The 14,389-nt window shown below is 50.4% G+C and carries 10 protein-coding genes; 6 read left to right on the top strand and 4 right to left on the bottom strand.

All coding sequences use genetic code 11. From position 1 onward, the window contains the following. Nucleotides 1–74 precede the first annotated feature (74 nt). The 3 genes from IBT47_RS18205 (at nt 75) to IBT47_RS18195 (ending at nt 7,070) form a co-directional block, all read left to right on the top strand. Nucleotides 75–1,787, top strand: coding sequence for a ShlB/FhaC/HecB family hemolysin secretion/activation protein (locus IBT47_RS18205; RefSeq protein ID WP_200561987.1), 1,713 nt, complete (start codon nt 75–77; stop codon nt 1,785–1,787). 55 nt (nt 1,788–1,842) lie between these two features. After that, nucleotides 1,843–4,851: a filamentous hemagglutinin N-terminal domain-containing protein gene (locus IBT47_RS18200; protein WP_200561985.1), complete on the top strand. Its 3,009-nt coding sequence runs from the start codon at nt 1,843–1,845 to the stop codon at nt 4,849–4,851. 140 nt (nt 4,852–4,991) lie between these two features. Then, nucleotides 4,992–7,070, top strand: coding sequence for a filamentous hemagglutinin N-terminal domain-containing protein (locus IBT47_RS18195; RefSeq protein WP_200561983.1), 2,079 nt, complete (start codon nt 4,992–4,994; stop codon nt 7,068–7,070). 124 nt (nt 7,071–7,194) lie between these two features. Here IBT47_RS18195 and IBT47_RS18190 read toward each other — a convergent pair whose 3' ends face one another. Continuing rightward, nucleotides 7,195–8,091 (bottom strand): LysR family transcriptional regulator, encoded by an 897-nt coding sequence (locus tag IBT47_RS18190; protein WP_200562066.1) that lies wholly within the window; start codon nt 8,089–8,091, stop codon nt 7,195–7,197. Between the two features lie 95 nt (nt 8,092–8,186). Between IBT47_RS18190 and IBT47_RS18185 the strand changes: the two genes are divergently transcribed. Then, the gene (locus IBT47_RS18185; RefSeq protein ID WP_200561980.1) at nt 8,187–9,188 is read left to right on the top strand and encodes a zinc-binding alcohol dehydrogenase family protein; all 1,002 of its coding nucleotides are present in this window, start codon (nt 8,187–8,189) and stop codon (nt 9,186–9,188) included. A 194-nt stretch (nt 9,189–9,382) separates the two neighbouring features. Here the strand turns inward: IBT47_RS18185 and nadR are convergent, their stop codons facing one another. From nadR to serB, 3 genes are read right to left on the bottom strand one after another with little or no spacing between them, the layout of a single operon-like run. Continuing rightward, nucleotides 9,383–10,690 (bottom strand): multifunctional transcriptional regulator/nicotinamide-nucleotide adenylyltransferase/ribosylnicotinamide kinase NadR, encoded by a 1,308-nt coding sequence (gene nadR, locus IBT47_RS18180; protein ID WP_255569922.1) that lies wholly within the window; start codon nt 10,688–10,690, stop codon nt 9,383–9,385. After that, the gene (gene radA / locus IBT47_RS18175; RefSeq protein ID WP_105594809.1) at nt 10,662–12,044 is read right to left on the bottom strand and encodes a DNA repair protein RadA; all 1,383 of its coding nucleotides are present in this window, start codon (nt 12,042–12,044) and stop codon (nt 10,662–10,664) included. Before radA ends, nadR begins: the two co-directional genes overlap by 29 nt. Before the next feature lie 9 nt (nt 12,045–12,053). After that, nucleotides 12,054–13,031, bottom strand: coding sequence for a phosphoserine phosphatase (gene serB / locus IBT47_RS18170; protein ID WP_200545110.1), 978 nt, complete (start codon nt 13,029–13,031; stop codon nt 12,054–12,056). Nucleotides 13,032–13,156: 125 nt separating this feature from the next. Between serB and IBT47_RS18165 the strand changes: the two genes are divergently transcribed. Then, a complete protein-coding gene (locus tag IBT47_RS18165; RefSeq protein ID WP_200561978.1) occupies nt 13,157–13,867 on the top strand; it encodes a YtjB family periplasmic protein in 711 nt (236 codons plus the stop codon). 121 nt (nt 13,868–13,988) lie between these two features. After that, nucleotides 13,989–14,381: a DUF4354 family protein gene (locus IBT47_RS18160; RefSeq protein ID WP_200561976.1), complete on the top strand. Its 393-nt coding sequence runs from the start codon at nt 13,989–13,991 to the stop codon at nt 14,379–14,381. The last annotated feature ends 8 nt before the right edge of the window (nt 14,382–14,389 follow it).

Raw genomic sequence — 14,389 nt, 5'->3', positions numbered from 1 at the left:
CATATCCAAGGTGCATTTTTTAAAAATGGATGTTTAGCTATCTTTTGCTTTGACGTATTTACAGGGAAAGTTTTATGAAGGAAAGATTTTTTGCCTCTTCCCCTTTTATGAAACGCAAAGCCGGATTGCTTGCGTTAACATTATTCTCTCATCCTTTTCAAACATTTTCGGCCGAAGTTGGTTCTGTTAGTGGTCAGTTATTACAAAACAACCCTGTATTAACAACACCACCCCCTTTGCCTACAAAAAACACGGAAAAACTTTCTTCACCGACGGAAAAACAGGTTGAGGAAGATGAAGGGGGGCCAACCGTATTTATATCCGAAGTGGTCGTTAAAGATGTATCGGAAAACGCTAAAAGTGATGTTCAACAGTTAGTCGATCGTTACAAAAATAAAAATATGACGTTTCCCGCATTAAAAAATCTCGCTATTAATATTACCAACCTGCTTCAGAAACACGGTGAAAGGTTAAGTTACGCCTATATTCCAGAGCAAAAAATGCAGAATGGAATACTGACAATGAACGTCATGAACGGTCATATTGAAGCCATTAAAATTAATCAGAATAGCTCGCTGGTTAATGATAAAACGGTTAACCGTTATGTTGCACAGATGTATGAGTTAAAAGATAAAATTAAAGCATTAGAAACATCCATGTCACGTATTTCCGATCTGCCCGGCGTGGATAATCTTTCATCTTTTCTTAGTGCGGGTAACGAAGCTGGCGGCAGCATATTGGCCCTTGACCTCACTGCCGCGCCGCGTTTCAACGGTACGGTGCTGTTTGACAATATGGGATCACTTTCCAGCGGACGCAGTCGTCTGGGAGTGCAGCTGAACGTCAACAGTCCGTTAGGAATAGGGGACAGGCTCCAGGCTCTGGCCTATGCCGCACCGGACTTTCTGCAGACAAACAACGACAGTAAGCACGGTAATACGCTGATAGGCCGTTTGTCCTATGATGCACCGGTTAGCGTTAAGGGATGGCGTTTAGGTGCCGCCGTATCCCGCGTGAGTTATCGGCTAGGCGGGCCGGTTTTACACGGACTGGGGGATGGCTTTGCCGACGTCGCCTCACTCTATAGTAGCTGGACTCTGTTACGCCGTGAGAGAAGGACGATCAATCTTGGCGCTACGTTTGACTACAAGCGCATGCAGGATAAGTTCTGGGGGATGAAAAACATTCGCCACGCACCGATATTGTCGTTACAGCTTTCCGGTGACAATCAGGGTGAGCTTTGGAACAGACCGAATATTTTGCAGTATCAGTTATCCCCATCCATTGGGAGATTGACCAATCTGGATGACTGGAACGGCAATCATACCCGGGGCCGTTTCGTTAAGCTGACTGAAAATGCCACTTTTATGCAGGCGCTTTACCCCCGCATTAGCTTCACCCTGAATTTTTCGGGGCAGCAAACCAGTAAAAACCTGGATGGGGCTGAACAAATGTCGCTGGGCGGGCCCTACGCCGTTCGGGCATACAGCAACTCTGCTGCCAGCGTGGACAGCGGCTGGGTCGCCTCCCCCGCGCTGAATCTGGCACTGCCCTGGTTCGAGAATGCCAGCCTGAATCTCTTCTACGATTATGGCAAAGGCAAAATTCAAAAATTCGCACCCTCAACGCAAAAAATAGTGCTTAAGGGTTATGGCGTGGGGTTGAATTATCAATTGAATAGCCGGTTCTTTATTAATGCCAGCTATGCATGGCGGCAGGGGAAAGATGAACTTCTCGGCCCACAAAATAAATCCACTGGTTGGATAACCACAGGCATTAATTTCTAAAAGAAAATTTTAGACAAAAAATGCCTTTACTATAAATATGCACAAAGGGAATGTTATGGAAAACAAAAATGCAGTAATCAGACCGCTTGCTTTAGCCGTCGCGCTATCGTTTGTTGGTGGGGCAAGCGCTGTAGGTTCGGGTATTGTGGTTTCCGGTTCAGGCTCCATTATCAAAAATGGAAACCAGGTAAAGGTTCAGCAAAATACTGACAAAATGATTGTTAACTGGAACAACATGAACGTCGGAAAAAATGAAAGTCTGAATTTCAACCAGCCTAACGCAAACGCTGCCGTCCTCAATAAAATCAATAATATTGATCCAACGGTGATTGCTGGTGCCTTGAATGCAAATGGTAAGGTGTTTATTGTCAACCCTAGCGGGGTGCTCATCAGTAAAGGCTCATCAGTCAACGTGGGCAGCCTGATTGCATCGTCCCTGGATATCAGCAACAAAGATTTTCTTAGCGGAAATATTAACCTGAAAGGCGATGGAAAAGGAAAAATTGTTAACGAAGGGGATATTACCGCCGCAAAAGAGGTAGCCCTGGTGGGTGGCGGTGAAGTCACGAATAACGGTAAGATTTACAGCAAGTACAACGGTACCGCCCTCGCCTCAGGAAGCGATATCACTCTGTTATTCCCGCAAATGGGTAAGATGTCCGTTAGAGTTAACAAAGGCAGCCTGAATGCGTTAATTAACAACGGCGGCATTATCATTTCTGACAGGGGCAATGTGACGCTCACTGCCTGGGCTACGGATACCTTAACGCGCGGCGTCATTAATAATACCGGCGTACTGGAAGCAAGAGGTTTCCAGTATATTCTTGATGGCGGCGTTTCCCTCTCCACCAACGGCGATATTAACCTTGGCGGACGGGTAACCGCTCAGTATGCCAGGAAAATCGACGCTGTCGGTAAGAATATTAACGTAAGCGATGGGGCTGAACTTAGCGCAGACTCTACCATACTGAGCAGCACCCGCGAAAATGGGTATGTTAAAGTTGGCCGTATCGACTCTAAAAGAGGAACCACTGCGATCTCCGCCGACAACGTCTTGACTACGGCAACAGGCCACCAGTCAGCGTTTTCCGGTGATGTTGAGGTGTATGCACGCACACCAGGCAAAAATATTGACATCGCTGATACCTCGGTAAAAACTGAAAATCAGATCCGTAACGAAAAAGGTGTGGTGAGCGCCGGCTTGATAGAAGCCGTTGCTAAAAGTGGAAATTCGTTAAGAATTCAGAATACCAACGGTGATATTAACGTCAATAATGCTCAACAAGATTACGGCAATCTGACGTTAAATAGTGATAAAACAGTCAATATCAACAGCCAGATGAAGGGTGAAAGTCTTCTGGTTTCTGCACAACAGGTTAATCAGGCCGCCGGTGCAAAAATCAACATGGAGAATTTTACCCAACTGCACAGTGGTTCAGACCTGAGACAGAACGCAGATATTGTGTCTGATAGTATTATCTTAAGTGGCAATAATTTCCAGCAGAGTGAAGGCACCAATACTGTAGGAAATGATGTCAACTATCAAGCAGTTAAGATGGATCTTTCCGGAAATACGCAAGCCGACACGCTGAATGTGTATGCTAGTAAAGCATCAGAAAGCGCGAAGGGAAAAATCTCAGCAAACAGGCTTGAACTGAATAGTGGGGATTATGATTTTAGCGCAGGGAAAAACCGTATTGATACAGTTCGCACCAATGTGAATTCGTTAAACCTGTCAAACACAGAAGATATTTCTTTAGATTTAAACTCATCCGTTGATAAAGATCTTAATATCAAAGGGGATAAGAATGTTTATCTCAATGGTGATAGCAATCTATATGGAAATAGCAATATAACTGCAGCCAAAGATGTCATCGTTAAAGGACGAGTTCAGGTTGGTGGTGACCTCACTGTTTCTGGTAATAACATCACTTCTGAATCTCCATTCGAATGGGATAACGAAGCTTTTGGCTCCCTTAATTCGAATAAAAGCATCACGTTAGTGGCGAAAAATGACATTTTTATGCCAACCATCAGCGTCAATGACGGTAATTACTCATTCTGGGGCGAATCACAAAGTAATGATATTAACAATTTGAATGTCACTGCGAAAAACATTAAACTTGATAGTGTCAATGTTAAAGGAAATACTAACCTGACTGCCACCGATGGCTCAATCACCCTGGGAGATTCTGACCTCAAGGGTAATTTGACCGTAAAAGCATTGGGGGATATGACTCTCAATCAAAACCTGGTAGCGGGGGGTGACATCAACATCAATGCGAAGAATCTGTTATCAGATTTTTCGGAAGGGCCGTATCCGTGGTTACCAAAAAGACTGAGTAGTCTCACCGGTAAAAATGTCAACGTTCAGGTTGACAATGATATTAAGCTTGGCGGGATTACAGCAGACCCTGATGATTATTATTCCACTAAAGATGGTAATGCCTCGATCACCGCAAACAATGTTACTCTGGATAGTTTAAGTACCATGTCCAACCTGACAGTTTCCGCTAAGGATAACGTATCGATAGGAACATTCAGGCCACTCGGATATTCCTTCAATAGCAGCGATAATGGCGCTGTTGCCAAAATCAATGCAAATACTGTCAACATTGATTCGTCCTCTGCCTCTGCTAAGGTTGAGATAACAGCTAACAAAGATATTCATTATAATAACAGTGCAAATACGGAAGGCACTTCGCTGACATCAAAAAATGGCAGCGTGTACCTTGGAAAAGGAAACTATGGCGATGGAGCCAGTCACAAAACGCTGACTATTAATGCTGCGAATAAGGTTGACATTAAAGATCAGCTTCTTGTTTCTGGTGATTTATCCGTAACCGCAGGAAAACCCGGCATCTCCCTGCCATATGATTTAAATGTATATGGCAATACTGTCTTCACAACCCCGGGAGATATTACCTCTAGTACTTTCTTTACAAGTCATAATTTCAACGAAAACTTAACGTATATCCTGAGTAAGGACAGTAAAATTACTGCCTATAATCAATATACAAAACCGTGGGTTTTTGGAAAAAACCAAACAATCATTAAAAAATAAGTTAACGAAAGGGCGGGCCATTATGGCCGCCTTTTTTTAAAATGCATAAATCCACTGGTTGGATAACCATAGGCATTAATTTCTAAAAGAAAATTTTAGACAAAAATGCCTTTACTCTGTATAAGCACAAAGGGAATGTTATGGAAAACAGAAATGCAGTAATCAGACCGCTTGCTTTAGCCGTCGCGCTATCGTTTGTTGGTGGGGCAAGCGCTGTAGGTTCGGGTATTGTGGTTTCCGGTTTAGGCTCCATTATCAAAAATGGAAACCAGGTAAAGGTTCAACAAAATACTGACAAAATGATTGTTAACTGGAACAACATGAACGTCGGAAAAAATGAAAGCCTGAATTTCAACCAGCCTAACGCAAACGCTGCCATCCTCAATAAAATCAACAATATTGATCCAACGGTGATTGCTGGTGCCCTGAATGCAAATGGTAAGGTGTTTATTGTCAACCCTAACGGGGTACTCATCAGTAAAGGCTCATCAGTCAACGTGGGCAGCCTGATTGCATCGTCCCTGGATATCAGCAACAAAGATTTTCTTAGCGGAAATATTAACCTGAAAGGCGATGGAAAAGGCAAAATCGTTAACGAAGGGGATATTACCGCCGCAAAAGAGGTAGCCCTGGTGGGTAGCGGTGAAGTCACGAATAACGGTAAGATTTACAGCAAGACCAGTGGTACTGCCCTCGCCTCAGGAAGCGATATCACTCTGTTATTCCCGGAAATGGGTAAGATGTCCGTTAAAGTTAATAAAGGCAGCCTGAATGCATTAATTAACAACCGCGGTATTATCATTTCTGACAGGGGCGATGTGACGCTCACTGCCTGGGCTACGGATACCTTAACACGCGGCGTCATTAATAATACCGGCGTGCTTGAAGCAAAAGGCGTCCAGAGTCTTCTTGATGGTGGTGTTTCCCTCTCTGCCAACGGTGATATTAACCTTGGCGGACAGGTAACCGCTCATGGCAATAGCAGTATAACCTCGACCAAAGACGTCAACGTCATGGGAAGTGTTAAAGTTGATGGTGACCTCAATGTTTCTGGTAATAACATTATCTCTAAATCTCTGGACAACGGGGACGAACCTCATGGGGCCCTGACCTCGGGTAAAAACATGACGTTAGATGCAAAAAATGACATTATTATGCCATACATCAACGTCACTGATGAAACTTACTCATACGAGCCACAAAGTAATAACACTAACAATCTAAATGTTAATGCTAAAAATATTACTCTGAATAATGTCAATGATGAAGGTAATACTAACCTGACTGCTATAAAGGGTTCATCCGAAACAAATTCCCCATCCGGAAATATCACCCTGGGAGATTCTGATCTTGAGGGTAATTTGACCGTAAAAGCATCGGGGGATATGACTCTCAATAAAGACATGGTGGTAGGCCGTGACGTCAACATTACTGCGAACAATCTTCTATCAAGTTCTTCGGCAGGGGAGTATCCGTGGTCACCAAAACAGTTGAATACTCTCACCGCTAAAAATGTCAACATTAAAGTTGACAACGACGTTAATATTGGTGCAATTGTAACGACTCTTGAATATAATAATTCTGATACGGACATTAACAATGGTAATGCCTCAATCACCGCAAAAAATGTTATCCTGGATCGTTTAAATACCATGTCTAACCTGACAATTTCTGCTGATAAAAACGTAACGATAAAACAATTCGATCCACGGGCTTACTATGGTTCCGATATTATCCCTGTTGCCAAAATCAGTGCAGATACTGTCGACATTGATAAGTCTTATGCTTATTCCAATGTTCAGATAACTGCTAACAAAGACATCAATTATAATAGTAGCACGAATCGTATGCGTGACACTTCGCTGACCTCAAAAAATGGCAACGTGTACCTTGGACGTCTTAATGGCGTCGGCGGCACTCACAATAATCTGACCATCAGTGCCGAAAATGGTTCTGTTAACATGAAAGATCCGTTCACTGTAACTGGTGACTTATCCGTAACCGCAGGGAGATTGGGTATGATCCTGCCATCTTCATTGGTTGTATATGGCAATGCTGTACTTACAACTCCGGGAAATATTTGGTCTAATGCTTATACTTCTGCACATCTTTTTTTCAACAAGAACTTAACCTATATCGTGAGTAAAAACAGCACAATAGCCCCTAGCTTTACGGGTCCAACCGTTAGAGGATTCACCAGAAAAATTATTAAAAACTAAGTTAACGAGAGGGCGGGCCATAATGGCCGCCCTTTTTTTCAAATGCGGTTATCTGTAGACGCATACTGGCAAAATTGTTTTTAATTAGTTGCCAATGCCCCATCCAGAACATTCACTGCCTTCACTAGATGTAGAAAGATTTGAATACCTCAGAATGCATGGCGAATTCAATAAATGAAGCCAGCGCAGGCGTATTCAGTTTACGTCCCGGATACACCAGCCATAATTCATTCCCTTCCACCTCCCACTCAGGTAATACCTGTTTCAGAATCCCTGTATTTATTGCCTCTTCCGTCAGAAAGCGCGGCAGCAGCGTGATGCCGGCATGGTTTATCGTACACTCGCGGGCATAAACCAGATTATCAGTGATATGAGTGGGCGGCAGTAGCCAGCGATAATAGTCATTTCCACGTTTCAGCCCCCATTCACTCCAGGCATGATGGGCAATACAGCGGTGCTCGGAGAGTTGGGCAGGCTCGCACAGCGGCACATGATGCGAAAGATACTCGGGCGAGGCCACCAGCAGGCGCTCACAGTAGCCAATCCGGCGACCTATCAGCGATGAATCCTGTGGCTGCCCGGTACGCAGCGCAATATCAAATCCTTCCTGAACCAAATCGCGGATCTGGTCGGAAACCAGCACCTCCAGCGTAACGTCGGGATAGGTCAGCTGAAACGCCGCATTAAATCGCGCCAGCAGCGTTGCGCCAATCCCGGCCGGGGAAGTGATTCGCAGGCGGCCGCTGGGGTTTTCCCGCAGGCGTTCGATGGCCTGCCCCGCTCGCTCGCTGGCCTGCATCATCTCCTGACAGTGAACCAGATAACGTTCGCCAGCGAAGGTCAGACTCAGCTGCCGGGTGGTGCGATTAAGCAGGCGCAGGCCCAGCGCCTGCTCGAGCTGGCTGATGCGCTGGCTGACGCTGGATTTCGGCAATCCGGCACGTTTCGCTGCTGCGGTAAAACTGCCGCATTCGGCCACCAGCGCAAAGAGCGCCATATCCTGAAGCTGTCTGAACATGATTGTTCACCTGAGAAGAACACTGAGTGCGTTATTGTCCATCTTATCACCATCACGCCGAGCTTCTACACTGATGTTAACTCACTAAGGAGAACAGTATGACCATCAAAGCAATTGCCATTAACCCGGAAAACCCGCAGCAGTTTATTGAAATTCAGCAGCCACAGCCCACCCCAGGAGAGTTCGATCTGCTGGTTGAAGTGAAGGCCGTATCGGTTAACCCGGTCGATACCAAAGTTCACAAAGGCGCGCAGAAGAACGGTCTGCAGCAGCCGCGTATTCTCGGCTGGGACGCCAGCGGCGTGGTACTGGCCGTTGGCAGCAAGATCAGCGGTTTTAACATCGGTGATGAAGTTTATTACGCGGGTGATATCACCCGCCCCGGCAGCAACGCCACGCAACAGCTGATTGACGCACGTATTACCGGCCACAAGCCGCGTAACCTCGACTGGGCGCAGTCGGCGGCGATCCCGCTCACCGCGCTGACCGCGTGGGAAGGCCTGTTCGATCGTCTGCAGATCGACAAGGCAGCAGAAGGTAAAACGCTGCTGATCGTCGGTGGCGCAGGTGGTGTAGGATCGCTGGCGATCCCGTTTGCCAAACTGCACAGCAAAGTTAAAGTGATCGCCACCGCTTCGCGCCCGGATTCCGCGCAGTGGTGTAAAGATCGCGGTGCCGATCTGGTGATTGATTACAAAGATATGGCGGCGGAGCTGGAGAAGCACGGCCTCAAATATGTCGATTACATCTTCTGCCTGAACGACACCGACGGCCATTGGTCAGCGATGAGCCAGATCGTCGCGCCGCAGGGGCAGATTTGTACCATCGTGGAAAATGAGAAACCGCTCAGCATGGATCAGCTGAAGCTGAAAAGCGCAGCGCTGCATTTTGAGTTTATGTACACTCGCAGCATGTTCACCACCGACGATATTGCCCGCCAGGGCGAGATTCTGGATGCCACCGCGAAGCTGCTGGATGAGGGTGAAATTGCCACCTCGCTCAGTAAAACGCTGCATGGCCTGAGTGTGGAAACCCTGACCGAAGCGCATCAGCTGGTGCTGGAAGGCCATATGCGTGGCAAAGTGGTGATTGTGTATTGAGTCTCGGCGAGGTCAACATCGGATCGCAGCGATTACCGCTCGATAGCTTGATGCCGGGCTCAGTGACAAGTGCATCATGATGCGCAATCCGTCTCTCTCCACCGTTACAGTGCGGTGGAGAGAATTCACGACAGCAGTGACACCCTTCCACCGCCGCCGGTTGCAGCAGGAAACGTTTACAGCCCCTGCCGCCTTTACTGCGCGCCCAGCATCTCCTTCACCAGATCCACACAGCGCAGGAAGCGTTCGTCATAATTATCCTGCTCGACGTGAACAAAGCTGATGCCGTTCTCATTCAGCATCGATACCAGCAGTTCCTGGAACTCTTTGCGATCGACCGAACTGCCCAGGCTGCGCAGGCCGTCGGCCACCCACGGTACATTGTTCTCCACCAGAATCACCAGATCGAAGCGGTACTCATCGATCAGCGCCTGTACAAAGGGATGTTCACGCCCTTCATACTTCTTACAGAAGGCCTGAGTAGTGACAAAATCGGTGTCGATAAAAGCCACTTTATTGGCGTATTTCACCGCGAAATCAATGTACTGAGCCTGCCCCAGCGCAATTTTATCGTAGTCGGAATACTGTAGCGCCATCTCATCGCCGCCAAGGTGCGAGAAGACATAATCGCGGCCAAACTCCCATGCGCTGGTCGTGTTGAAGATGTTCGCCAGCTTGTTGACCAGCGTCGATTTCCCGCTGGACTCGCCGCCGAGGATCGCCACGGTGCGCACGAAGAACGGCTTCACTTCGGTGGGAATGTATTCCCAGTAGCGGAACGGGTCCTGGCGGATCTGCCCGCCGCTGATGCTCATAAACGATCGCTGCGGGTCGATAACCACCGTGTCCACGCCCAGATGCGTTTTAAACTGCGGCGCATCTCCCTCTTCGCTGGTATAGATGCGGTCGGGCACGATACCACGATCGTCCATAAACGCACGAACGCCTTCACTCCACACGTCCCAGCCGTGGGGATAAGGCTCCATCCCCTCTTCGTTAAACGAGTGGATGCGGATATTTTTCTGGTACTTAAAGGTCTGCAACAGCCAGCGCAGGCGGTCGCTGACGGTAGGCTGCTGCGACATCGCACTGTCTTCAAACAGCTTTTTGTCGCGCGGTTCGTCGTAGCCCATGATGATATGCAGCTCGTCCACCTGGCTACAGGCGCGTTGGATCAGATAAATATGGCCGGTATGCAGGGGATAAAACTTGCCGAACACCACGCCGATGGTTTTTTCACGGCGCGGAAACTCCAGACCAAGGAAGCGGTGCAGCGCCTCCAGCTTTTGCGCGCTGGGGCTTTTAATTTTGGCATTCAGCAGCTGGCTCAGGTAGCCCTTGGTCATGCCGCTGGCGTCAGCAACCTGCTGCAGCGTGCAGCCCTGCTGGCGAATGGCGGTTTTCAGATAATCAAACGACGACACAACATGCCTCCTGCGCGATCGGCGGGCCAGTTCGGCCCGTCCTGTCTCATTATAGGTCGTCAAGAATCGCCAGCGCATCCGCCAGCTTCTTCACTCCGTAAACCTTCATATTTTCCGGCATTTTCTTCGGTACGTTGGCAGCGGGAACGATAGCTCGGCGGAAACCATGCTTTGCCGCTTCAGAAATTCGCTCCTGGCCGCTCGGCACCGGACGGATCTCCCCGGCCAGGCCAACTTCACCGAACACCACCAGATCCTGCGGCAGTGGACGATCGCGCAGGCTGGAGACCATCGACAACATCAGCGCCAGGTCGGCGCTGGTTTCAGTGACCTTCACGCCGCCCACCACGTTAACAAAGACATCCTGGTCGGCCATTTGCAGACCACCGTGGCGATGCAGCACCGCCAGCAGGATCGCCAGGCGGTTCTGCTCCAGACCCACCGCCACGCGGCGTGGATTGCCCATCATCGAGTGATCGACCAGCGCCTGAATCTCTACCAGCAGCGGCCGCGTTCCTTCCCACAGCACCATTACCGAGCTGCCCGAAGTGACTTCATCACCGCGACTGAGGAAAATCGCCGACGGGTTGCTGACTTCACGCAGGCCCTGCTCGGTCATGGCAAACACGCCCAGCTCATTCACCGCACCGAAGCGGTTTTTATGGCTGCGTAGCGTACGGAAGCGTGAGTCGGCATCGCCGTCCAGCAGCACCGAACAGTCGATGCAGTGCTCCAGCACCTTGGGACCGGCCAGCGATCCATCTTTGGTGACGTGGCCGACCATAACGATGGCCACGCCGCGGGTTTTGGCGAAGCGCGTCAGATAGGCGGCGGTTTCGCGCACCTGCGCTACGCTGCCCGGCGACGACTGGATGTCCGCCATATGCATCACCTGAATGGAGTCGATCACCATCAGCTTCGGCTGTTCCTGCTCGGCGATCAGGCAGATCTGCTCGATGCTGGTTTCCGACAGCATATTCAGATTTTCGGTCGGCAGCCCCAGGCGATGCGCACGCATCGCCACCTGCTGCAATGACTCTTCCCCGGTAACGTAGAGGGTTTTCATTCCCTCCGACAGCTTACAGAGGGTTTGCAGCAGCAGCGTACTCTTGCCCGCCCCCGGATTACCGCCGATCAGAATCGCACTGCCCGGCACCACGCCGCCGCCCAGCACGCGGTCAAACTCTTTAAACCCGGTGGTAAAGCGCGGCAGCGCCTCAAGGCTGATTTCCGACAGCTTCTGCACGCGGCTGGTCCCGGCACTGCCGGCGTAGCCTGACAGGCGCTCGTTGCGCGCAGCAGCAGGAGACGCGGCCAGCCGCACCTCGGTGATGGTGTTCCAGGCATGGCAGGCGCTGCATTGCCCCTGCCAGCGCGGATAGTCTGCGCCACATTCATTACAGACAAAGGCGCGTTTTACCGCTTTAGCCAAAACTTCCCCTTAACGCTCTTCGTGAACCAGGCTGCCGCTGAGAATACAGAACACGCCCATCAGATCCGCATGACGAATGGTCACCGCGGCCTGTTCATTAACTTTTGGCTTCGCGTGGTAGGCAATACCCAGCGCGGAGGCCTTAATCATCGGCAGATCGTTCGCGCCGTCGCCCACCGCCACCGTTTGTTCCGGCGCAATGTTAAACCGCTCGGCCAGACGCTTCAGCGTGTCGGCTTTATACTGCGCATCAACGATATCGCCCAGCACTTCACCGGTCAGTTTACCGTCGCGGATTTCCAGCACGTTAGCGGCAACGGCCGACAGGTGCAGGGTGTCGCGCAGGTGCTCGGCATAATAAGTAAAGCCGCCGGAAGCGATCGCCACCTCCCAGCCCAACGCCTGTAGCTTCTGCACCAGCGAAGTCAGACCCGGCATCAGCGGCAGCACATCGCGCACCTGCTTGAGGATATTGGCATCGGCATCTTTCAGCGTGGCCACGCGCTGGCGCAGGCTGGCGGCAAAGTCCAGCTCGCCGCGCATCGCGCGTTCGGTGACTTCGGCCACCAGCTCGCCGCTGCCAGCCAGCTTGGCAATCTCATCGATGCACTCGATTTCAATCGCCGTCGAATCCATATCCATCACCAGCAGGCCTGGCGTTTTCAGATGGGGAATGCGCCCCAGCGGCGCAACGTCCAGACCCAGTTCATGGGCAAGCTTGGTGGCGCGCGGGGTCAGGGAACCCGCCAGGCGCAGCACCTGATAATCTTCCACGCCCCAGGCACTGACGATCACCATCGCCGCCCCCAGACGGTGCTGATAATCCGTCAGGCGGGCTTTGTCGAGCTGACGCCCATACAGCAACCAGCCGGTTTGGCCCGCGCGGTAGTCCAGCGGCATCACTTCATCACCGCTGAGAGAAAGAGGTAACCCCGGCCAGAGAGAGACATCGGAAGGCAGGTCGCACCAGGTCAGACTATTTGGCATTACAGCTCCTGTAGGGACTTAATAACTTCGACAGAACGACGATAAAGCTGGCAAGAGGCTACCCTGTTAGCCCGCCTTCTGGCAACATAAAGCAGGTCTGTCTGTCTATTTTTTGAAGGGTCACGATGGCAAAAGCCAAACTTAAATTCCGCCTGCACCGAACGGTGATTGTGCTGATCTGCCTGGCGCTGCTGGTGGTACTGATGCAGGGCGCATCCTGGTTCAGTCTTGGCCGCCAGATGGCCCGCTCGGGGCAGGTTGAAGAACTGGCCCAGACGCTGACCCGCCAGGTGGCGTGGACCCTGACGCCGCTGATGGAAAATGCTGACGATAATCACCAGAAAATCGTCGACACGCTCGACCAGCTGACCCATGAAAGCCGTATTCTCGACGCGGCGGTCTACGATGATGACGGCAGCCTGATCGCCCGCAGCGGCGAAACCATCAATGTACGCGACCGCCTGGCGCTGGACGGCCAGCGTGCCGGTAGTTACTTCAATCATCAGATTGTCCAACCGCTGACCAGTAAAGATGGCCCACGCGGCTTTCTGCGCGTTACTCTGGATACCCACGTACTGGTCACCGAAGCCAAGCAGGTGGATAACACGACCAACATCCTGCGGCTGATGATGCTGCTGGCGCTGGCTATCGGCATTATTCTCAGCCGCACCCTGCTGCGCGATCGCCGCACCCGCTGGCAGCAGTCGCCGTTCCTGCTGACCGCGAATAATCCCCTCCGTGAAGACAGCGACGACGAGAGTGAAAGCGAAACCGAGAGCGATTCTCCCGCCGCCGATGACGTAAAAGACTCACCAAAAGTCCCTACCAACAAATAGAGCTATTCCTTTGGAATAGCTCTTCATGTCCTGTACAGATTCTCCGTTCCACAGCATGTTGTTTACCGGTAAGGCGCATAAGCGCCGCCTTTGTGCACCCAGTAAACTAAAGGAGAAACATATGCAACGGAACTCTCTGATCGCCATTCTGATCGCCACAGCAGGCTTGTATTTTTCCAGCGCAGCCTTTGCTGACAGCGTTCCAAAAGGTCTCACCGTCTACGCGACCGAGAAAGAACAGACCTCAAGGTCTGAAGGCGATCTTAACAACTACGGAAAAACCTTCGAAGTTACGTTGGAAAACCTGACGTCAAATTCGGTCGATCTGAACAGTATCTGCCTGCGCGGCTATTCCCACGAGGGCAAAGAATTTCCGGTTGCCCGGGTTCAGGAGGCGCTGACCAAAGGTAAACTTAAACCGCAGAAAAAAGTGACCGGTCTGGCGGTATTCTCCGCGGCTGATGACAGCGTTTTCGATGTCAACCAGTTGAAGATTGCACATAACTGCGGCTAAAAACGCGC

It is taken from the genome of Erwinia sp. S43 (assembly GCF_016624745.1).
GTDB lineage: Bacteria > Pseudomonadota > Gammaproteobacteria > Enterobacterales > Enterobacteriaceae > Erwinia > Erwinia coffeiphila.
The sequence above is the reverse complement of the archived record's forward strand: the minus strand, read 5'-3'. Positions and strand labels throughout refer to the sequence as shown.